General features: G+C 50.4%; 19 protein-coding genes. 3 read left to right on the top strand and 16 right to left on the bottom strand.

Annotated features, from left to right (window positions below; all coding sequences use genetic code 11):
* Positions 1–24 precede the first annotated feature (24 nt).
* The 14 genes from ptsG to yceD form a co-directional block, all read right to left on the bottom strand.
* Positions 25–1,452 carry a PTS glucose transporter subunit IIBC gene (ptsG, locus tag BZJ17_RS04550; protein WP_077639918.1) on the bottom strand — a complete coding sequence of 476 codons (1,428 nt, stop codon included), beginning with the start codon at positions 1,450–1,452 and terminating at the stop codon, positions 25–27.
* A gap of 624 nt (positions 1,453–2,076) precedes the next feature.
* Positions 2,077–2,856 (bottom strand): YchF/TatD family DNA exonuclease, encoded by a 780-nt coding sequence (locus BZJ17_RS04545; RefSeq protein ID WP_077639917.1) that lies wholly within the window; start codon positions 2,854–2,856, stop codon positions 2,077–2,079.
* A gap of 1 nt (position 2,857) precedes the next feature.
* Entirely contained in the window at positions 2,858–3,874 is a 1,017-nt protein-coding gene (gene holB / locus BZJ17_RS04540) for a DNA polymerase III subunit delta' (protein ID WP_241836759.1), read from the bottom strand.
* Complete coding sequence (gene tmk / locus BZJ17_RS04535) at positions 3,847–4,485, bottom strand: dTMP kinase (protein ID WP_077639916.1); 639 nt, start codon at positions 4,483–4,485, stop codon at positions 3,847–3,849. The genes holB and tmk overlap by 28 nt, the downstream gene beginning before the upstream one ends.
* Positions 4,482–5,498 (bottom strand): endolytic transglycosylase MltG, encoded by a 1,017-nt coding sequence (mltG, locus tag BZJ17_RS04530; protein ID WP_077639915.1) that lies wholly within the window; start codon positions 5,496–5,498, stop codon positions 4,482–4,484. The genes tmk and mltG overlap by 4 nt, the downstream gene beginning before the upstream one ends.
* Positions 5,492–6,319, bottom strand: a complete 828-nt coding sequence (gene pabC / locus BZJ17_RS04525) for an aminodeoxychorismate lyase (RefSeq protein WP_077639914.1) — start codon at positions 6,317–6,319, stop codon at positions 5,492–5,494. The genes mltG and pabC overlap by 7 nt, the downstream gene beginning before the upstream one ends.
* Positions 6,320–6,413: 94 nt before the next feature.
* Positions 6,414–7,652 carry a beta-ketoacyl-ACP synthase II gene (gene fabF, locus BZJ17_RS04520; RefSeq protein WP_077639913.1) on the bottom strand — a complete coding sequence of 413 codons (1,239 nt, stop codon included), beginning with the start codon at positions 7,650–7,652 and terminating at the stop codon, positions 6,414–6,416.
* 92 nt (positions 7,653–7,744) lie between these two features.
* A complete protein-coding gene (gene acpP / locus BZJ17_RS04515) occupies positions 7,745–7,981 on the bottom strand; it encodes an acyl carrier protein (protein WP_002541727.1) in 237 nt (78 codons plus the stop codon).
* A gap of 157 nt (positions 7,982–8,138) precedes the next feature.
* Positions 8,139–8,873: a 3-oxoacyl-ACP reductase FabG gene (gene fabG, locus BZJ17_RS04510; protein WP_077455999.1), complete on the bottom strand. Its 735-nt coding sequence runs from the start codon at positions 8,871–8,873 to the stop codon at positions 8,139–8,141.
* A gap of 70 nt (positions 8,874–8,943) precedes the next feature.
* Complete coding sequence (gene fabD / locus BZJ17_RS04505) at positions 8,944–9,870, bottom strand: ACP S-malonyltransferase (RefSeq protein ID WP_077639912.1); 927 nt, start codon at positions 9,868–9,870, stop codon at positions 8,944–8,946.
* A 19-nt stretch (positions 9,871–9,889) separates the two neighbouring features.
* Positions 9,890–10,849 (bottom strand): beta-ketoacyl-ACP synthase III, encoded by a 960-nt coding sequence (locus tag BZJ17_RS04500; RefSeq protein ID WP_077639911.1) that lies wholly within the window; start codon positions 10,847–10,849, stop codon positions 9,890–9,892.
* An 8-nt stretch (positions 10,850–10,857) separates the two neighbouring features.
* Positions 10,858–11,880, bottom strand: coding sequence for a phosphate acyltransferase PlsX (gene plsX, locus BZJ17_RS04495; RefSeq protein WP_077639910.1), 1,023 nt, complete (start codon positions 11,878–11,880; stop codon positions 10,858–10,860).
* A gap of 9 nt (positions 11,881–11,889) precedes the next feature.
* Complete coding sequence (rpmF, locus tag BZJ17_RS04490) at positions 11,890–12,060, bottom strand: 50S ribosomal protein L32 (RefSeq protein WP_069589095.1); 171 nt, start codon at positions 12,058–12,060, stop codon at positions 11,890–11,892.
* 5 nt (positions 12,061–12,065) lie between these two features.
* Complete coding sequence (yceD, locus tag BZJ17_RS04485; protein ID WP_069589094.1) at positions 12,066–12,596, bottom strand: 23S rRNA accumulation protein YceD; 531 nt, start codon at positions 12,594–12,596, stop codon at positions 12,066–12,068.
* 276 nt (positions 12,597–12,872) lie between these two features.
* Here yceD and BZJ17_RS04480 point away from each other — a divergent pair, with 276 nt between their 5' ends.
* Positions 12,873–13,454 carry a nucleoside triphosphate pyrophosphatase gene (locus BZJ17_RS04480; RefSeq protein WP_077639909.1) on the top strand — a complete coding sequence of 194 codons (582 nt, stop codon included), beginning with the start codon at positions 12,873–12,875 and terminating at the stop codon, positions 13,452–13,454.
* Positions 13,455–13,599: 145 nt separating this feature from the next.
* On the opposite strand, the gene BZJ17_RS04475 is transcribed toward BZJ17_RS04480, so the two are convergent.
* Complete coding sequence (locus BZJ17_RS04475) at positions 13,600–14,322, bottom strand: HAD-IA family hydrolase (protein WP_241836758.1); 723 nt, start codon at positions 14,320–14,322, stop codon at positions 13,600–13,602.
* A gap of 59 nt (positions 14,323–14,381) precedes the next feature.
* Positions 14,382–15,335, bottom strand: coding sequence for a 23S rRNA pseudouridine(955/2504/2580) synthase RluC (gene rluC, locus BZJ17_RS04470; protein WP_077639961.1), 954 nt, complete (start codon positions 15,333–15,335; stop codon positions 14,382–14,384).
* A 409-nt stretch (positions 15,336–15,744) separates the two neighbouring features.
* Here rluC and rne point away from each other — a divergent pair, with 409 nt between their 5' ends.
* Together rne and BZJ17_RS04460 are read left to right on the top strand one after the other, a co-directional pair.
* Positions 15,745–18,591 (top strand): ribonuclease E, encoded by a 2,847-nt coding sequence (gene rne, locus BZJ17_RS04465; protein WP_077639908.1) that lies wholly within the window; start codon positions 15,745–15,747, stop codon positions 18,589–18,591.
* A gap of 236 nt (positions 18,592–18,827) precedes the next feature.
* Positions 18,828–22,229 (top strand): response regulator, encoded by a 3,402-nt coding sequence (locus BZJ17_RS04460; protein WP_077639907.1) that lies wholly within the window; start codon positions 18,828–18,830, stop codon positions 22,227–22,229.
* Positions 22,230–22,718: the final 489 nt, after the last annotated feature.

Here is a 22,718-nt window from a genome sequence, read left to right as displayed (position 1 = left end):
ATTCTTGGAAGGTGTTGTCACTGGTTAGTGACTACGCATCCAATCATCCATTTCTGTACGTAGGTTGTCTGATTTCGTCCCGAAGATGGCTTGTACGCCACCGGATACAACCACAACACCCGCTGCACCCAGTTGCTTAAGCTTGTCTTGGTCAACCACTTCAGTGTCTGCCACCGATACACGTAGACGTGTAATACATGCGTCCAGACCTGTGATGTTGTCTTTGCCACCGAAGGCTGCAACCAAGTCACCCGCTAGCTCAGAACCAGTCGCTGTTGAGGTTTCAGTGGTTTCGTCTTCACGACCTGGCGTTTTCAGGTCAAGGGCACGGATCACCACGCGGAATACGATGTAGTAAAGAATACCATAACCCAGGCCAAGCAGTACCAATGTGGTCACGTTCTCAGCACGTGGCATTTGTACGATAAAGTCGATGAAACCGTTAGAGAAAGTATGGCCGTGTACCACGCCCAGTGCGTTGGTCAACACATAAGCCAAGCCCGCCATCACCGCGTGAATACCGTACAGTACAGGTGCGATGAACAAGAACGAGAATTCGATAGGTTCAGTGATACCCGTTAGGAATGAAGTCAGTGCTGCTGACGCCATGATACCCATGATTTTGGCACGGTTTTCTGGTTTTGCAGAGTGTGCAATCGCAAATGCAGCGGCTGGTAGACCAAACATTTTGAACAAGTAACCACCGGCTAACTGACCGAAGCCGTTGCCTGCTTCACGAGTCACGTCGTTAGCGGTCAAGAAGCAAGTCATGATGCCATTCACTTGCTCGCCTGCATTGTTCACACAGCTACCTGCTTCGTAGAAGAAAGGTACGTTCCAGATGTGATGCAGACCGAATGGGATCAATGCACGCTCGACGATACCGTAGATACCAAATGCGGTCACAGGGTTTTGCTCTGCGGCCCAGTGAGAGAAGGTAGCGATCGCACCACCGATTGGTGGCCAGATAACAGAAAGAATGACACCCAGTGCGATAGAGAGGAAACCGGTGATAATTGGCACCGAACGTTTGCCTGCAAAGAAGCCAAGGTAGTCAGGCAGCTGAATAGTGTAGAAGCGATTAAACGTCCACGCAGCCACAGCACCGGCAAGAATACCGCCGAGTACACCCGTCTTGATTTCTTCGGCGCCCATCACAGGAGCCATCACGTTAAGTGTTGCCACCATGATGCCGTAACCGACAATCGCAGACAGACCGGAAACACCGTCATTATTTGTAAAGCCTAGCGCGACACCCACAGCGAAAAGCAGTGCCATTTGGCCGAACACAGACCCACCAGCTTGTTCCATCAGATGAGAAACAATATCTGGCATCCAGCTAAAGTTGGCCGCACCAACACCCAGCAATATACCTGCTACCGGTAGCACGGATACTGGTAGCATCAGCGCCTTACCGACTTTTTGCAGGTTAGCAAAGAGGTTTTTTGACATAGTCTTGCTCCTGACAAGGAAGTTAACAATGCATGCTCTCGTGGCTAACCATTCGGCTCCCCCGCTACAGGTGGCCCGAAAACGTCGGACGCCTGAGAGTCATTGCGATTTGTGATTATTGAACTCACCCAAACTATAAGGTGCGAATCATCACCCTGCCTACGTACGATGATTTTACTGATTAAAAAGTAAATATAGATCACAATTAAACATGCTGACAAAATCAACAAAAATACCCATAAGAAACTGATATAAAAGTATTTTTTGTTTTTAAAAGCAAAAATTGGAAAAGTACAACCTGTGCGGTGAGAACGAAGCGGAAAGTAATTTTATGTAACGAATTAATACATTGCGTAATAGCGATGCAATAACACCTATTAACTGTTAAGTTTCAACCATTTATGGCATTATTGATTCAAATCAAAAATCGATAACGACATTGTCGGCATGGTCACTTTGACGTCAATATGACGTGATTTTGACCAAAAAATAACAGCCGTATCTGCACGTCGTCAGGTGGGTTACATGCATCATACGGCGTGAAACGATTTTATTTTACTCACCCGATATCCAATGAAATGGCAAAAGAAGAAAAAGCCCGGCATTATTGCCGGGCTATTTGAATTAATTAGCTTTCGCGCCGCTAAAAAGCGCAAAAAAGTTGCGGCTTGTGACATCACAAACCGTCTCAACCGTTTCCCCTTTGAGCAGCGCGATATACTCGGCAACTTCCCGCACATAAGCAGGCTGATTTTGCTTACCGCGATAAGGCACCGGCGCCAAATAAGGCGAGTCAGTTTCTACCAACAAGCGCTCTAGCGGTAAACGACGTACCACCTCTTTAAGCTCGGTCGCCTTATTAAAGGTTACGATACCTGAGATAGAAATATAAAAGCCTAGCTCAATAGCCGCTTCGGCCATCTCGTAACTCTCTGTAAAACAGTGTAGCACGCCACCCACACGTTCAGCCCCTTCCTCACGTAAAATCGTCAGTGTATCTTCACGTGCCGCGCGGGTATGAATAATCAGTGGTTTATTTAGCTCTACCGCTAAACGCACGTGCTGGCGGAAAATCTCTTGTTGCTGTTCGGCTAACTCAGGTTGGTAATGGTAATCCAATCCTGTCTCACCAATGGCCACCACACGATCATCCGCGGCAAGGGCCTTTAAACGGTCATAATCGAACCCGTTTTCAATATCGAGTGGGTGAACACCACACGAGGCAAAGACTTCAGGGTAAGGACGAATCATCTCCAACATCGCGGGGAAGCTATCCAGCGTAACCCCCACCGAGAGAAAGTAATCGACACCTCTTGCCTTCGCTTTATCTAATACATCGGCGACATTCTGGTGTAGTGCGTCATAATCCAGTTTGTCGAGATGGCAATGAGAGTCTATTAACACGTTATTCTCCAATCGTTAATAACCACTGGCTAATCACAAGTTCCGTGTTTAGCCCTGAATGCTTGGTCAGTTGCCGTTGCATATGATGTAGCGCGCGCAGCTGACTGTGTAATTGATGGGTTTCTAGCGCCTCAGCCACTTTTACTACCACGGGTTGGTGATGGTGATGAATGAGCGCGTTGGTCGCCCCTTGGCGCCACTTCATCACATCAAGCAAAAAGTAGCTGGCCCAGTCCAATGAAGCGGGATAGTGTGAAACCAACTGGTCGAGCGTGTCAAATAGGCCCGAGCGTGTGACCAAGTAGTCCGCTAGCTGAGTCACAACCGCATGGTGATGATCCAATCCCCCTGAGGCCACAAATTCTTTTGCCGCCAATGGTGCGCCACGATATAGCGCCACCGCATGATAAGGCACATCTCGCTGTAGTGCTTGCTCGACCCATTGCTTGGCCACCTGCATCTCCGGCTGGGGCGCTTTCCACACGCTACAACGGCTGATGATTGTCGCCAGTAAGGTGTCTAGCGAATCACTGAGCAAGACAAAATGACAGGATGAGGGTGGCTCCTCAAGCGTTTTGAGTAATGCATTGGCGGCAGCTTCACCGAGCATTTCTGCCGATTCGATAATAATGAATCGTGCGCCACCCAGTTGAGACGTTTCAGTCGCTTTACGCTGGCATTGACGCACCGCATCAATGCTGATTTGTTTGCCGGGTTTTTCTGGCTTTAGCCAATGTACATCCGGGTGATTGCCGGCTGCATAAAGCTGACAGCTATGGCAGTGCCCACAAGGCTGCTCTGTCTGTGTTTGGCATAAGCGTGTTTTTGCCAGCACGCTTACCAACTCGCCACGGCCACTGCCGATTGGCGCCGCGAGCAATAGCGCATGCGGCAAACGTTGTTGCGTCAGTAAGTGTTGCCAGTGAGACCACATCGGTGCAAACCAAGGCAACACCTCCGGTGCTGGGATAGATGGCGTTACTGTGTCACTCATGGCGTGTTTTGTGTCGTTAGCCATTGGGTTAAGGCCTGTTCAATGCTGCGAGAAACCGWATCGAGTGGCTGTCCCGCATCGACAGTCACCACGCTCGGATCCGCCTTAGCAAGTGCCAAATAACGTGCTCGTGTCCGTTCAAAAAAGTCGAGCTGCATGGTTTCAATCCGATCCAGTTCGCCACGACCGCGAGCACGAGCGAGCCCCTGACTAGGCTCAATATCCATATACAAGGTCAGCGAGGGCGCAAAATCCCCCAATACCGTGGCTTTAAGGCTTTGCATCAGCGCAGCATCCATGCCACGGCCACCACCTTGATAGGCTTGCGAGGACATATCATGGCGATCGCCAATCACCCACTGGCCGTTCGCTAAAGCCGGTTTTATGACGTTTTCCACCAGCTGTACGCGCGCCGCATACAAAAGTAATAGCTCGGCTTTGTCGGTGAGAGGCTCATCCGGGTGACCTTGCTTAACCAAGGTACGCATTTGCTCGGCCAGCGGTGTGCCACCGGGTTCACGGGTGGTGATCACGTCATCGATGCCATGTTGGTGTAGCACCTGCTTCACCTTTGCAATAGCCGTGCTTTTACCCGCCCCTTCGAGGCCTTCTACAACAATAAAATGGTTCTTCATTGGCTCTTTAACACTTTTAGGTAATCACGCACCGCTCGATTATGCTCGGCCAGCGTGGTAGAAAATTGATGGCCGCCTTTCCCTGTCGCGACAAAATAATAGTATTGAGTGGTGGCAGGCTGTGCCGCCGCCATCAGTGATGCCATACCCGGCATGGCGATCGGCGTTGGCGGTAGCCCTTTTATCACATAGGTATTGTAAGGCGTCGGGGTGCGTAAATCTCGCTTACGAATATTGCCATCATAGTTGTCGCCCATGCCATAAATCACCGTCGGGTCGGTTTGTAAACGCATTCCCCGACGCAGCCGATTGACAAAGACGGAAGCCACCTTGGTGCGCTCGGCATCGATCGCGGTTTCTTTCTCGATAATGGAGGCCAAAATTAACAGCTCATACGGCGAGTCGATCGGCAGGTCATCGGCCCGATTTTGCCATGCCTTATCGAGCGACGCTTGCATCGCTTGGTATGCGCGACGCAACAAGGACAAATCCGTATCCCCCACATCATAGGCATAGGTTTCGGGGAGTAACAAGCCTTCAAGCTTGGTGTACTCCGCCCCTAACCGCTTGGCGATGTCAGCTTCATCAAGCGCCGTCAATGTCTGCTCGAGATGCGGTGCCGATGCCATTTGTAAGCGCCACTGTGCGAAGGTGCTTCCCTCAATAAAGGTGATGGCATCTTGATATTGCTGCCCCTCACGTAAGGTTGCGAACACCTCAGCTAAGCTTTGCCCCGGCTGAATTTGAAAGGTACCCGCTTGAATCCGCGTCAGCTCAGGATACACCCGAGGTGCTACCTTGGCCCATACTGTCGCAGTCAGCCAACCTTTATCTTCAAACTGATTGATAACTTTATGATAATGCGCCCCTTTCGCAATCGTCACCAGTTGTGGTGACTCAAGATTTAACGGTGACGCTACATAGGCTTTTGTCTGCCAAAGCGTCCAGCCTGCCAGCGCGACAAGCAGACACATAAATAGGCTGATCAGCCCGAATATTCGCTTTTTTAGCACGCGTTTAACCTCTGCCGTAATGCGCTTGCCAGCGTATGATCAGAATACGATATGTGGTCAATGTGATTCACAGGGACCACTTTCATTAGGGTATTGGTGATAAAGACTTCCTCCGCTTGATCAAGCACATCCGGTCCTTGTTGCACTAAGTGACAGCGATAACCAGGAATTTCCTCAAGCATCGCAATAACGCGCTGACGCATCAGCCCATCCACGCCGGCATAGCGCAGCGCGGGCGTATACACATCGGCGCCTTGACGCCAAAAGAGATTTGAGGCTGTGGTCTCGACAAGGTTGCCAAACAGATCGCATACCACCAGATCGTCGACAGTGGCTGAAGATAGCTTATTGCGTTGGTCAAGTTCGCGCTTGAGTAACACTTGCTCCAACCGATTCAGATGTTTCAGGCCTACCAACGGGGAGGCACCCAGCTGTCTTTCGGTGGTCGCCAACGAAATCCCGTGCTGCTGCCATTGATAGTAATGCTGAGGAAAAGCATGAAGGGTCACGATATCGGTTGGCTGCTGGCACCCTGCGGGGCTGTAGCCGCGTCCACCTTGCCCACGCGTGATCACGATTTTGACCACCTGCTCTTGGTTTGACTGCGCACAAGCGTGAGCGACCGTTTGCTGTAGCCGTAACCAATCGACACCATCAATCGCGAGCTGTTGGCAGGTCTTCATCAATCGTTCGAAGTGGGCATCAGCCTGCTGCAGCACACCCTGAGCACTCTGGCCCGTGGTAAAACAACCATCACCAAATTGCAGTCCCCGATCGGTGATCGGTACTGTTGCGCTCGGTTGTCCATTGACCCACTGCATGATGCCTCGTCACTCCACAAATAAAAACGGCCCGATAAATCGGACCGTTACTATATCAAAATCTTTAATCACTTTGCGCTCAACACGCGTGCAATTAGATTTTCTTGAAGATCAGAGAACCATTGGTGCCACCAAAGCCGAATGAGTTACACAATGCGTAATCCATTTTCACGTCACGGGCTTCATGCGGAACATAATCCAGATCGCAACCTTCGTCGGCATTTTCGAGGTTAATCGTTGGCGGTACCGCCTGATCAATCAATGACATCGCAGTGATAATCGACTCAACGGATCCGGCCGCACCAAGAAGGTGTCCTGTCATCGACTTAGTCGAAGATACCAGAACACGGTCTGCTGCGTCACCCATCGCGCGGCGAACGGCTTTACTTTCAGCCACGTCACCCGCAGGCGTCGATGTACCATGAGCATTCACGTAACCGATTTGGTCTGGCGTAATACCCGCATCACGAATCGCCGCTTCCATCGCTAATGCAGCGCCAGAGCCGTCTTCGCTCGGTGAGGTCATGTGGTAAGCATCACCACTCATGCCGAAGCCAACCAGCTCACAATAAATTTTCGCGCCACGCGCTTTGGCGTGTTCGTACTCTTCCAGCACCATAATACCGGCGCCGTCACCGAGCACGAAACCATCGCGATCTTTATCCCAAGGACGCGACGCCGCTTGCGGATCGTCATTGCGGGTTGACAGTGCTTTCGCTGCCGCAAAACCGCCAATACCAAGCTCTGTGGAGGCTTTTTCTGCGCCACCGGCAACCATTGCGTCGGCATCACCGTACGCAATCATACGAGCAGCATGACCAATATTGTGAAGACCTGTGGTACAGGCCGTTGAAATCGAGATATTCGGGCCACGCATGCCATAGTTGATAGAAACATGACCGGCGATCATGTTCACAATGGTAGAAGGAACAAAGAAAGGACTGATTTTACGTGGGCCTTTTTCCACCAATGCACGATGGTTTTGTTCAATCAGACCAAGACCACCGATGCCAGAACCAATTGCCACACCAATACGGTGTGCATTGTTGTCATCTACAGCTAGTCCGGAGTCTTGAATGGCTTGAACACTGGCAGCAATGCCGTATTGGATGAACAAGTCCATTTTGCGTGCATCTTTCTTCGACATGTAATCTTCACAGTTGAAGTCTTTTACCATGCCGGCAAACTTAGTGGCAAAGTTGGTGGTATCGAAGTGCTCGATAGCCGAAATACCGCTTTGGCCAGCCAGCAGGGCCTTCCATGACGACTCAACTGAGTTACCCACGGGTGATAGCATACCCATGCCAGTCACAACAACACGACGCTTAGACACGATGATGTTCTCCGGAGAATATAAGTTTGGAAATTAGAATAGCTTAAAAAGAACACAGGCGGTCAAGGAGACCGCCTGGTGGGAATCAGGGATTACTCAGAAGCGCTAACTACGTAGTCGATAGCCGCTTGAACAGTGGTAATCTTTTCGGCTTCTTCATCTGGAATCTCTGTATCGAATTCCTCTTCTAGAGCCATTACTAGCTCTACGGTATCCAGAGAGTCCGCGCCTAGGTCGTCTACGAAAGAAGCTTCGTTTTTCACTTCTGCTTCGTCTACACCCAGTTGCTCAACGATGATTTTCTTTACGCGTTCTTCGATGTTGCTCATATTAATACTAGTCCTTACAAGATTCGCAGATGCGATATGTGCTGTAGTTTATTCATTAATGTGGAAGTTGCAAGACCCCCACCGCTGGTCAAACCACGATTTGGGGACAAATCAATCGGAGTTTGACGTGTGTCATTCGAGATTGCAACGTTAGAGATCAAATCATGTACATACCGCCGTTGACGTGCAATGTTTCGCCTGTGATATAGGCAGCATCGTCAGAGGCTAAGAATGCAACAGTTGCAGCAATTTCTCGAGGGTCGCCCAAACGACCAGCTGGCACTTGTGCCAATGTTGCTGAACGCTGATCATCGTTCAGTGCTTTGGTCATATCGGTTTCGATAAAACCAGGTGCAACTGTGTTAACGGTGATCCCACGTGCAGCCACTTCTCGTGCCATGGATTTGGTAAAGCCTATCACACCCGCTTTCGCTGCAGCGTAGTTTGCTTGACCCGCATTACCCATTACACCAACCACTGAGCCAATATTAATAATACGGCCACAGCGTTTTTTCATCATCGCACGTAATACCGCTTTAGATAAACGGAAAATCGACGTCAAGTTGGTGTCCATAATGTCCTGCCACTCATCGTCTTTCATACGCATCAATAGGTTATCACGCGTGATGCCTGCGTTGTTAACCAGAATGTCAACATCGCCGAATTCTTTTTTAATTGTGTCGAGCACCTCAGCGACCGACTCCGGTGAGGTGACATTCAACGCCAACCCTTTACCCTTTTCACCGAGATAGTCGCTAATCGCTGCTGCACCGTTTTCGCTGGTTGCCGTACCAATCACAGTGGCACCACGCTCAGCAAGTAACTCTGCCGTTGCACGGCCGATGCCTCGACTCGCGCCAGTCACTAGCGCTACTTTTCCGTCTAGTTTCATTCGGTTACCCTTTTAGTTGATTCTGCCGACCTCGGTCGGCAGTCACAGAATGTTATTGCCAGCTCAACGCTTAGGCGTTGGCAGACGCTAAGCTCGCGCTATCATTAACCGCCGCACTGCTTAGCGATTTATTGATGCGTTTTGTTAACCCAGTCAGCACTTTGCCCGGACCAAACTCTAGTAACTGCTCAACGCCTTCTGCAGCCATACGCTCCACAGTTTCTGTCCAGCGAACAGGGCCGTATAACTGACGTACCAAAGCGTCTTTGATCGCCGCTGGATCAGTCGGTGTTTCTACATCCGCATTATTGATCACTGGGATTTCAGGGGTATTAAAGCTCACCTGCTCAAGTGCTTGCGCTAATTTCTCCGCAGCTGGTTTCATCAACGCACAATGCGATGGAACAGACACCGGCAATGGCAGTGCACGCTTAGCGCCTGCTTCTTTACACAGTACATTGGCACGCTCAACCGCTTCTTTATCACCTGCAATCACAACTTGGCCAGGCGAGTTGAAGTTAACGGGTGAAACAACTTGGTCCTGCGCTGCTTGCTCACAGGCTGCCGCAATCGCATCGTTATCCAAGCCAATAATCGCTGACATCGCCCCTACGCCTGCAGGAACGGCTTCTTGCATCAACTGACCGCGCAACTCGACAAGCTTAACGGCTTCTTTAAAGTCCAATACACCTGCACAAACCAAGGCTGAGTACTCGCCCAAGCTATGGCCTGCAAGCAATGACGGTGTTGCACCACCTTGTGATTGCCATACACGCCAGATAGCCACAGATGCGGTCAGCAACGCAGGCTGCGTGCGATGCGTTTCATTTAAATCCGCTTCTGGCCCTTGTTGCACAAGCGCCCACAAATCATACCCTAAGACTTCTGACGCCTCGGCAAACGTTTGTTGCACAACGCCATATTGGTCGGCCAATTCACTCAGCATACCTACGGCTTGTGAACCTTGACCGGGAAAAATAATCGCAGTAGCAGACATAGCTGTTTTCCTATTAATTTTAAAACCTGACCAGCGCGGAACCCCACGCAAAACCACCGCCAAAGGCTTCGAGTAACACGGTTTGTCCGCGTTGAATACGCCCATCCCGTACGGCTTCATCGAGTGCGGTCGGTACCGATGCTGCCGACGTATTACCGTGGCGGTCTAACGTCAACACCACTTGATCCATCGACATTGACAGCTTCTTCGCCGTCGCTTTAATAATCCGGTAATTAGCTTGATGCGGCACCAACCAATCAATGTCTGATTTTTCGAGTTGGTTGGCGGCAAGTGTTTCGGTCACGATATTCGCCAACTGGGTTACCGCGACTTTAAATACCTCATTGCCGGCCATATACAGCCAAGCCTCATCGGCTGGTAAGGACTGACCACGCTCAGGGTATTTAAGTTTCAATAACTCACCAAATTTACCGTCGGCTTTGAGGTGAGTGGACAAGATGCCATCATTTTCATCGGCAGAAAGCACCACGGCACCAGCACCATCACCAAATAAGATGATGGTTGAACGATCATCAGGATCACAGGTGTGTGAAAGGCGATCAGACCCTACCACTAAGGCATTTTTAGCCAGCCCACTTTTAACGTATTGGTCAGCGACACTCAGCGCATACACAAAGCCAGAGCAGGCTGCGGCAATATCAAACGCCGGGCAGCCTTGAATGCCTAGCATGGCTTGCACATCACAGGCCGCCGCTGGGAAAGCGCGTTCACCACTGGTGGTCGCCACAATAATCAGGTCGATGTCATGTTTATCGATGGCAGCCATGTCAATTGCTTGCACAGCAGCTTGATAAGCCATTGAGGCAACCGTATCTGTTGGCGCAGCAATACGACGTTCTTTAATACCGGTGCGAGTGACAATCCACTCATCACTGGTTTCTACCATCTGTTCAAGGTCAGCATTGGTGCGAACCTGTTCAGGCAAGTAGCTGCCTGTGCCCAAAATCTTACTATACATGAAGACTACTAATGCCTCTCGAGAAGAACTGCCTCTAAACGGTCACTTATCTTGGTTGGTATCTGCCGTTCGACCTCGTGCACCGCTTCACAAATAGCATTTTCGTAAGCGGCGATATCAGCGCGTCCGTGGCTTTTGACAACGATGCCGCGCAATCCTAGCAAACTTGCGCCGTTGTACTGGTCGGGTTTCAGCTGTTTTAGTTGATTAAAAAGATCAGAAAATAGCCATTTCGCGATCCAGCGCTTGATGGGATGCTGATTGAGATGTGTTTTTACTTGGTTAATCACCAAGCTGGCGACGCCTTCACTGGTTTTAAGCGCGACATTACCGACAAAGCCATCACAAACAATGACATCAGTTTGGCCCGTGTATATTTGATCCCCTTCTATATAGCCGGTGTAGTTCACTGCTTGGCAAGATTGCAACATATCGGCACATCGCTTTACCAAGTCGTTTCCCTTAATCTCTTCTTCACCGATATTTAATAAGCCAATACGTGGCATACGCCCGAGCTCTGCTTGGGCCAACACCGCGCCCATGACCGCAAACTGAAACAACGTATCTGCATCGCAAGACACATTCGCGCCAAGATCTAACAACCATTTACGTTGTTGGTTTGCGCCGGGTAAGGCGGTCACCAGCGCGGGGCGGTCAACGCCGGGAAGCAATTTTAGAAGGTGTTTGGAAAGTGCCATCAGTGCGCCGGTGTTTCCGGCACTGACGCAAGCGTCTGCCTCGCCATGCGCCACTTTATCTATCGCGATACGCATGGATGTGCCAGTGCTACGGCGTAACGCCGTTGACGGGCGCATGTCGTTAGGGATCACGTCTGGGGCATGAACGATGGAAAGTCGGGAGTGATTTTGTGCGTCGCATCGAGTGAGCTGTGCGACAATTTGTGCTTGGTCGCCCACTAAAATCACATTTAGGTCCGCAAAACGAGACAATGCCTGCACGGAGGCAGGCACTGTCACTTGGGGACCGAAATCCCCGCCCATCGCATCAAGTGCAATGGTTAGCCCAGTCAAGGTTCAACCTTACTTGTTGATAACCTTGCGGCCACGGTAGAAACCATCAGCAGTCACGTTGTGACGCAGGTGAGTTTCACCACTAGATTTGTCTACTGATACTGCTTGAGTACCCAGTGCATCGTGTGAACGACGCATACCACGCTTAGAACGGGTTTTACGGTTCTTTTGTACGGCCATTGACCCTACTCCTCGTTACTTTGCTTTAAGTTTTTTAGTACGGCAAACGGATTTGGACGCTCATCAGCAAGTGGGATTTCCCCATACACCATGTTGTCAGCACTCACTTTGCAGTCAGTGTCTTCGTGCATGGCGACCTGTGGCAAGGCCACAATCAACTCGTCTTCGACGAGCTGAATCAGATCAATCTCACCGTTTTCGTCGACTAATGCCGGCTCATAAGCATCCGGTAAGTTGCCAACCTGGTCTTCATTGAAAACCGGGCTATAAACGAATTCAGTTTCATAGCGATAGGAGAACGATTCCCAACAACGCTGACACTCAAGACTTACTGTGACGGCCGCATGGCCAGACACGGTTTTCAACCCTTGGGCATCAATGTCGAAAGAAAGCGTGACCTCAGCATCACTATCAATGCTTTGGGCTGCCTCACCGAGGCGCGCCAAACGCGATTTATCTACGATGCCATCGTAGTCAAGCCGCTTTTGTGCACTGCGGAATGGATCAACCGTCAGCGGTAGCTTTACCTTCTGCATAGGGCGCGAATATTAGCCTCCAAATGCGCTGGAGTCAAAGAAAATGTTGCCTGTGCTCAGGCCCTTTGTTGTCTTCTTGGCAAAAGACACAATGAATCACGAGAGTGAGAAGGCTTTCCTCTCACCATCTTACCATCAACGCCTTGGTTCTAGCCGAGATCCGGCCATACTGCATCATGCACATCGCACGTTGACGACTTTCAGGTTAGACTGAAGCATGAAGATAAACCAAGCTTTTTGTGCGCATAAAGACTCACATACATGAAAGGACATGTCATGCAACCTAAAATCGTGTTGGCATCCAGCTCCCCTTATCGACAAGCGGTTTTTAAGAAACTCGCTCTGCCCTTTACCGCATTTTCACCCGCCATTGATGAGAGCCGGCAAGAAAATGAGCGCCCGACTGACTTGGTCGAACGTCTCGCATTAGAGAAAGCCATGGCCGGTATGCCTTTGTATGGTGACGCGTTGATCATTGGCTCTGATCAAGTCTGTGTGATTGATGAAGAGGTGCTCGGAAAACCCGGCACACGTGAAAAGGCCATTGAGCAATTGCTGCGAGCCAGTGGCAAGCAAGTCACTTTTTATACCGGCATTGCAGTCATTAACAGTAAAACCGGCCACCATCAATCCGATGTCGAGCCCTTTCATGTCGACTTTCGCGATCTCAGCGAAGCCGAGATCACACGTTATATCGATAAAGAATTGCCGTTAGATTGCGCCGGTAGTTTCAAATGCGAAGGATTGGGCATTGCGTTATTTAATGCTATGCACGGCCGCGACCCCAACACCTTAATTGGACTGCCGCTGATCCGCCTGCGCGAAATGCTCGAGAAAGAAGACGTCTCAGTTATTTAACACTGCAGACAAAGCGGCGCCGTGCCTAGATGAGTGGCTAAGGCGCCATCCCATGCCCCGGGCAAAGCCTGACGCTTGGTCCAGTGCCCTTCATAGACTGTGCGCTGGAGTACGGTGCCTGAAAGATCGCCGTTTTACTGGTGCCTCATAGAATGAGGCGATTTAGTGAGTCAACCACCGCAATCGGCGCGTAAGCCTGTAAGGTGTGTTGATCGTGCACTCCCCATGTCACACCAAGACGGTCGACCATCGCATTCGCTGCCAGTTGCATATCATGATGTGTATCACCCACCATTAACGCCTGCGCTGCGCCGACACCTGTTTGTGTCAATATTTCTTCGATCATCTGCGGATCAGGCTTAGAGGCTGTTTCATCGGCACAGCGTGTCACATCAAACAGGTCAGCCGTTCCTGTTTCGGCTAACGCACGGTCAAGCCCAGCACGCGATTTTCCAGTGGCCACGGCGAGCTTGAATCCGTTTGACCTTAATGCTCTGAGTGTAGCCTTCACCCCAGGATAAAGCTGGCAAGGGGTTGGATTATCATGCACAAACTGTTGACGGTAATGCGCAATCCAGTGCGGATACCATTTAGGATCCGCGTCTGGATACAACAACGAATAGCCCTTCTCTAAACTCAACCCGATCATTTGTTTGAGTTGTTCCGGCGCAAGCGTGGGTAGATGGCCGGTGAGCGCAGCAGCGGCCTCTAAGCTCGAGACAATCCGTCCGATAGAGTCCATCACGGTGCCATCCCAATCAAAGATAAGCAGCGAATAGGGTCTAAGTAACGGATGCACCGAGAGTGATTGCTCACCCTCACTCATCGCCGTCACGTCTTGCGCTATCACTTGTCCGCTTTCACTCATGCTTGCCTCGCTATTCCACTACTTAAGGAAAGTGCCAGATAGGGACCGTCCGGTTGCACTTATTTGCCGGTCTTCTTCCGCAACCCCTCAAGCGCACGTTGTAACTTTGCTTCCATCGGCGCGTCGAGATCCATGGTCTCTTCACGGCCCGGATGCACAAAGCGAATTTTCGCCGCATGTAGAAAGAGTCGATTAAGTCCGACTTGTTTGGTATACGCATCAAAGCGCGGATCACCGTAGCGGTCATCCCACGCGAGTGGATGACCCATGTACTGTGCATGTACGCGAATCTGGTGCGTTCGTCCCGTCACTGGGCTAGCCTGCACCAGCGTCGCCTCAGCAAAACGCTCAATCACTTTAAAGCGAGTTTCCGACGGCTTGCCATTGGGGTTCACACGCACAATGCTATTTACTTCATTTTTTAATAGAGGTGCCGTAACTTTACGCTGTTTCGCAGGCCACTCCCCCATGACGAGCGCGTAGTAATCTTTTCGCACTGTCTTTTCACGAAATTGTGCTTGAAGATGCCGCAATGCCGAGCGTTTTTTCGCAATCAACAAGATCCCAGAGGTATCACGGTCAATACGATGCACCAACTCTAAAAAACGCGCTTTAGGGCGCAACGCACGCATGGCTTCGATCGCACCGAATTGTAGCCCACTTCCGCCGTGCACCGCTGTACCCGATGGCTTGTTCAACACCAAGAGATGGTCATCTTCATAAAGAATGCAGTTTTCTAACTCTGCCACTTTGTCTAGCTTTGTACTTGGCGCCACTTGCTCATCGCGCTCAGGAAGCCGAATAGGCGGCACGCGGATCAGATCGCCCGCTTGAAGCTTATATTCTGGTTTTATTCGTTTTTTGTTAACTCGCACCTCTCCTTTACGAAGAACGCGATAAATCATACTTTTTGGGACATTTTTCAGCTGATTTCGCAGAAAATTGTCGATACGTTGGCCGGCGATGTCATCGTCAATTTCGATAAATCGCACTTTTGATTTTTGTTCTGTCATAGCGAGTGATTGTACCTCTAAGCGACGGGACATGCACCTATCTAAACCCTGCCCTCAACACCGCTGAATACATGGCAGCAAAGATAATCGTGCAAAAAACGCGCACATTCGTCCGCTTTTTCTACCAACCCGACACAAGCAGCGAAAGCCGATTGCTGGACTCTGGTCTGGCTGCTATAGTTGCGGCGTTAGTCAGAAAAGGGAATCACTTTTCGGCGACATAACGGGCTTGCCTGTTAAAATATCCATAATTTCGAATGCTTTTCGTGCTTTACGCAGCACTCGGCGTAAGACGTAAGCCAAAAGCACCCGTTAGTGTGTTGACACGATGGCTGTTTGCCAGTGTCAGAGATATCCGCCATGAGTTTAAACACGGCGGACGCCAACTGCATAATCCGGTGAGCCACGGCTGTACGATCTTGATATCGAAAGCCCTGGCCATGAATCGAAAAAAGCTAACATCTACAAAGGACGTATCACCCGTATTGAACCTAGCCTGGAAGCGGCATTTGTTGATTACGGCGCTGAACGACACGGTTTCCTCCCGCTAAAAGAAATCGCCCGCGAATACTTCCCTTCCGGTTATACCTATCAAGGCCGTCCTAACATCAAAGATGTGGTGAAAGAAGGCCAGGAAGTGATTGTCCAAGTGGACAAAGAAGAACGCGGTAACAAAGGCGCGGCACTGACGACCTTTGTCTCTTTAGCAGGTAGCTATTTGGTCTTGATGCCAAATAACCCGCGTGCCGGTGGCATTTCGCGTCGTATCGAAGGCGAAGAACGTAACCAGCTCAAAGAGGCCATGTCAGGCCTTGAACTACCGCAAGGTATGGGCCTGATTGTGCGCACCGCTGGTGTCGGTAAATCGGCCGAAGAATTAGAGTGGGACTTGAAAGTACTACTCAACCACTGGCAAGCAGTCAAAGAAGCGGCATCATCCAACCCTGCCCCTTTCCTGATCCATCAAGAAAGTAACGTGATTGCACGTGCGATTCGTGACTACTTACGTCGCGATATTGGTGAGATCTTGATCGACAGCGAAAAAGTCTTCAAACGCGCTCAAGAACACATCCAGTTAATACGCCCAGACTTTGTCAGCCGCATCAAACTGTATGAAGGCGAAGTGCCGCTGTTCAGCCACTACCAAATTGAAAGCCAGATTGAGTCGGCCTTCCAACGCGAAGTACGTCTCCCGTCAGGCGGCTCTATTGTTATTGACCCGACCGAAGCCTTGACGTCTATCGACATCAACTCGGCACGGGCCACCAAAGGCAGTGATATTGAAGAAACAGCGCTACAAACCAACTTAGAAGCCGCGGAAGAGATCGCTCGCCAGCTTCGCTTACGTGATTTGGGCGGTTTGGTGGTTATCGATTTTATCGATATGACGCCTGTGCGCCACCAACGTGAAGTGGAAAATAAGCTACGTGACTCGGTTCGCATGGATCGTGCACGAGTGCAAATTGGCCGTATCTCACGCTTTGGTCTGCTGGAAATGTCACGCCAACGCTTGAGCCCGTCTCTCGCCGAAGCCAGCCATCATATTTGTCCACGCTGTAAAGGAACGGGTGTTATCCGTGACAACGAATCGCTTTCTTTGTCGATTCTGCGTCTCATGGAAGAAGAAGCCATGAAGGAAAACACGGCGCAAGTTCTGGGTATTGTCCCTGTGCCTGTCGCCTCTTACCTGCTTAACGAAAAGCGTCGGTCGGTACAACATATTGAGAAGTACCACAATGTTAAAGTGGTTGTGGTGCCAAACGCGGATCTGCAAACCCCACACTTCGATGTGGTGCGCATCCGCGGCGGCGAAGAAATGGCAAGCTTGTCGTACCATCTGCCAAGCCAGCTTGAGTCGCTAAAAGAAGCGGAAACGCGCGAAGAACCACAACAAGCGCGTCCGGCGAAAAAGCGTGAAGAACCTGTGTTACAAGGATTTGCCGCGCCAAGCTCACCAGCGCCAGCCGCGAAGCCCGCCACTGAGACAGCACCTAAACAGCCAAGTCTGTTGGCCAAGTTAGGTAAGTTCTTGTCTGGCCTGTTTGCAAGTGACAACACGTCTGAGGCAACGCCAAGTCAAGCGAGCACGCAATCGAGCAACCGCCAATCGGGTTCATCGACGCGTCAACAACGTAGCAAACGCGATCAAAGTGGACGCAATAAACCTCGTCAAAATCAGGCCGCGCCGCAAAAAGACGAGCAAGATGACAACGCGCAAGATCGCAACCGTAACAACAAGCCGCGCCGTAGTAACAAATCGCAAGATGAGCGTCGCGACAATAACCGTAAAGGCAAGAAAAACCGTAACGAGAAGCCAAAGTCAGCCCAAGCTGACAAGGTAGAAACGGCGAAGAAACAGCCTGAGAAAGCGGACAATAACGCGGATAACAAGGCAGAAAAAACGGAGAAGGTGAAACAACGTCGCCAACGCCGTAAGCTAAACCGCAGCGTGCGTGTCAACAAAGACCAGCCCGATGCAATGACCGCGTCTGCACAACCACAAGAACCGGCAAAAGGGAAAGATCTCCAACAAGTCGGTGCCGATGTGGCGCAGCAAGCTAAACAGCAACAAACAGACAACGGCCAAAGTCAGCAAGACAAGCCTGCACGTGAAGAGAAGCGCCGTAATCGTCGTTCTCCTCGTCACCTGCGCGCAAGCGGCCAGCGTCGTCGTCGCCGTCCAATGGTGAAAAGCCCGATGCCACTCACCACCGGCATGGCCTCGCCAGAAATGGCGATGGGTAAAGTCTGGTCGACCGAGCAACCTATCAAAGTCAAACAGGACCGTCGTCGCCAAGACAAACGCCAAGCCGCACCTGTGATTGCAAGCGGTGTTGCACGTCCTGAAATGGCGATGGGTAAAGTGATTGTGATGCGCACATCGAGTGTCGCCGCAGCGCCAACGCCAGAGAAGAAGCCAGCCGTTGAGCCAATGTCAACACCCCCTGTGGTTGAGGCCACGCCATCGGTAGCCGCATCACCGGCACCAGCGACTACACCCGAGCACGATCCAAATGTGGCCTTGGTGACGGAGAAAGTGATTGAGCGTGAAGCTGTTATCACAGCGCCTCAATCAACCATTCGTTATCGTCGCGCAACATCACCAATGATGAAAGCGCCTGCACCAAACCAAGTGGTTGATCATGCGCCAGTGCGCATCGCCGCCTTTAAAGTGCCCAATGCCAACGCGAAAGCGGCTGGTAGTGCTGAAGCGCGAGCTGCCGCTCAAGCACCGGCAACCAAGCCTCAGTATTGAATCGATACTGACGCTTAAACGTGATGAGAAAGCCCCAGCAGCGCTGGGGCTTTTTTTCAACAAAACCACTAACTATCGGGAAAAGTGATAAAAATGCGCCGATCCACACGCTTCTCGACCAACTTGCTTGTCAAAGCAAAAAAAGGAAGTAACGTCACTGTGTAGCATTCCTTCTGCCTGTTTAGCGTTGCAGACAGAATCATTAAATAGCTGCTTTAAGGACAAGGCTGTTGATCATGAGAAAGCTGTTTATCGCTCCCCCGTTTAAGCGCCTTCATCACACCTTGATGTTGGCTTTTCTCCTGTTGAGCTTATTGCCTCTGATTCTCGTGGCACTTTTTTTTCTCAATGCTCACAGCAAGGATTTGCAAGAGCAAAGCACCGCACACTTACTTTCTGTACGCGATAGCAAACAACAACAAGTGCGTGATTACTTTGATGCTAAAGAGTCTGAAGTGTTAGGGTTCGTCGCATCAGAGCTCGCCTATGCCAGTGGCGGTCACTTTTATGGCTTAGTGAATGCCTTCCGCAGCCTAGGCCCTGATATTGATTCCGCCCGGCAGTATGCACAAACTCGCTACCATCCCGGTTCAGGTCACGCGATAAAAACACCCGTCAGCAAAGGCTCGCCGAATTATCCCGGTGTAGAACGCTACCGCTTACTGCACAAACGTTATCATCGCGCCTATTTAGCACTATTGGCACGCGCAGACTTTGACGATCTTCTACTCGTCGATAAACAAGGTAATGTCACCTATTCAGTCAAAAAGCATTCGAACTATGGGACCAATTTATTGACGGGCCCTTACCAAGATAGCGAGCTGGGTCACACCTTTGCCGCGCTAAAGCGCCAAGATGGGCAGGTGAAAGGTAAACGCGATCCTCACCCTAATGTCGTCATGTCAGACTTTGCCCAAGATCCGGATGGCAACGCCTATGCATGGCTCGGCGCTCCCATTATTCAGCAAGGCTACCTGCACAGTTATGCCTTGTTTCGGCTTCCCAATCACGCGCTGACCGCGTTAATGACCCCTTCCTCTTCATCCGACATTCAAACCTTGTTAGTCGGAGACGATCTGCAAGTGCGCGGCCATTCATCGACCCCAGAGACGATTGCCAACAGTCTGGCAGTGATTGAAAAGGCACTGGATAATCACACAGGGGTTGAACGCTATGACAATGCGTCCGGCGACACCATGCTGGCGGCCTTTGCGCCTATCTCAACCCATGGCTTGCATTGGGCGCTTGTCGCCGAAGTGCCAATCGACATTGCGTTTGCGAGAGTTCGCCAACTCGAACAGCTGTTTATTGTTGCGATGCTGTTGGCTGGCTTTGCCGTGGTGGCTGCATCGAACAGTATGTCGAACTTTATTACTCGCCCTTTGTTGCAGCTGACATGGGCCGCAGAGAAAGTGAGTGCGGGCGATCTAGATACAAAAATTCATCACACGCGTCGGCATGATGAAATCGGGCGGTTGGCGGTCAGCTTTTCTCGTATGCGGCGCGCTATCCGTGAGAAGCTTCAGCTTATCAACCAGCAAAATCAAACACTTGAGCAAAGCTTGGCGACGATTCAAGAGCAAAACCAAGAGTTGCAGTTGGCTAACAAGCTCAAAGACGAGTTTCTGGCTACCACTTCGCATGAGTTGCGCACGCCTTTGCATGGCATGATTGGGATTGCCGACGCCTTGATTGCTGGTGCGAATGGTCCAATTAGTCGTGATCATCAGTATCAACTTTCGATCATTGTTAACAGCGGCCAACGGTTGGCGAAATTAGTCGATGATCTGCTCGATTATCATAAAATGCGTTATGGTCAGCTCTCGCTTGAAAACGAGGCGGTCGATATTACCAGCCTAGCGCGTCTTGTCCTTTCTTTGGCTGAACATCTCAAAAAAGATAAGCCAATCCGTATCATCAATCAGCTCCCCTCGTCCTCTTTGTGGGTCTGTGCCGATACCCAGCGCCTTGAGCAAGTAATGTATAACCTGATTGGTAATGCAGTGAAGTTTACTGATGCCGGTAAGATAGTGTTGAGTGCGGAAAAAATTGATGACAGGGTTCGTATTCAGTTAGTCGATACCGGGCAAGGGATCCCGCCCGAGCAACTGAACGTGATCTTTGAGCCACTCACTCAAGCGGTCAGCGATCACTACCACTATCAGCATGGTGCTGGGCTGGGCTTGTCGATCACACGTCAGCTGATTGAGCTTATGGGCGGTCAGCTTTATGTAAGCAGTCAGCCACAAATCGGTACCACATTTAGTTTTACCCTACCCGCGATCGAAGCGCCTGACGAACCGGTTGTTCATTTACCCAATGACGAACAGCCTTCTCCTCTCTGGCAACCCTTTACCCCACAGGACGTCGAGAATAAGACGAACGCAACCACCGCCACTTGCGATGATGGCTTACTGATCTTGGTGGTTGATGACGAACCCACCAATCAACAAGTATTAACCAGCTTTTTGCAAATGGAGGGTTATCAGGTTATTACCGCTAGCGATGGCGAAACGGCGCTACAACAGGTCGAAAAAGAACGTCCTGCGCTGGTATTGCTCGATATACTCATGCCCGGGATAAGTGGCTTTGAAGTCTGTGAGCGATTACGCCAGCAGTATCATCATGGGGCGCTTCCCATCATCATGCTCACTGCCCTTAATCAACCTGATGATCGCATTCATGGTTTTAACGTGGGTGCTAATGACTATTTGAGTAAACCGTTCAATAAGCAAGAACTTGCCGCACGTATTGCCACGCACCTTGCCGCCTGTGATGCCGAGCGACGTCAGCAAGAAAATCAGCAATTGGAAGCCGCATTAGCGCAAAGTGCAGAGCGACAGGCGAGTCTGCTCGAAACCCAGTCATGGCTGATTTCACAATTATCCCTCGCCCCTGAAGCGATCATCGGGGTAGGCAGCGATGGTCAAATCCGGTTTGCCAATGCATCTGCCGCTGCGTTATTTCAACAGCAAGATGCCAATCTCAAGCGTATGCATAGTCATGCCCTGATCCACGAGCCGGATGAGAGTCAACAGCTCGAACGCTATCAAGGTAAGTTGACTGTTTATATCGGCGACCAGCATCGTGATCTAGAGGGCATGATTTTGCGTTTCCCGGCGGCTTCTGAGATAACCACCTTATATGTGATGAACACTGATACGCCCGTCTCGCTGGCGCGGATCCAAAGTTTAGAAAGTGCGATTGAGGCTTTGTCTGGCTATGCATTCCGCGGTGATGCGCGCCAACTGGATAAACTAAAAGCCATGGGCGGTGAGTTTGAAGCCTTAGTGAGCCAAGCCCAGAGCCAGCAAGAGGATAAAGCGCAAGCGCGCCGACAACTCATTGTCGATGCGATGGTGGCTGGACTCGAATACTGGGAAAAAACGACGGGTAAAAGTAAGTTCGATTTTGCCGAACAAAGCGGGCTGTGGCGGGTCTACCTCGACCGCAGTAGCCTACAAACCCGCACACTGGATAAGTACTTATTGCTGGAAACTTTACCCAAAACACCAAGGTGGCGCACAGTACTCAGCTCTATTCGCTATATTCTTGACCACTGTGACAAACACAATACCGATCGTACCCAGTTAGAAACCTACTACCGACAGCTGCGTCAGCTGCTGCTCGAAGACTAACACACCCCGTACCACCTTCCCCCCAACGTGCCTCTCCTATTGAGGACAGGCACTTTTCTCTTTCCTTACCCAATAAGCAATTAATCAGGACAGACACTTTAAATATTCAGACTCTATACATTTAAAGTGCCTGTCCCATTAAGCACTCCAACAAAAGCAACAAAAGTGTCTGTCCCCATAAATCTAAAGTGCCTGTCCCAACAAGGATCCACCAACCTACGCGATAATAATTCACGCAAATAAACGGGGGCTTTGATGCCGATATCAGTCCAAGCCTGAGCGATAGTTGGAGCTAAAAACCAAGATTGTGGGGGGTGTCACAACAAAACGGCAAGATTAAATTCTTGATTAAAAATAAGCTCAAAGAAACATGTGACATGTGTCGCCCTTGAGAGGGTAACAAATAAGTCATTGATATTTATTGGTATAATCTAGTTCCGTTTCTGGTTTTTATCTCAGAAGAGAAAGCGAGTCAGAATACATCTTCAA

The organism is Salinivibrio sp. IB574 (assembly GCF_001996205.1).
GTDB lineage: Bacteria > Pseudomonadota > Gammaproteobacteria > Enterobacterales > Vibrionaceae > Salinivibrio > Salinivibrio proteolyticus.
The sequence above is the reverse complement of the archived record's forward strand: the minus strand, read 5'-3'. Positions and strand labels throughout refer to the sequence as shown.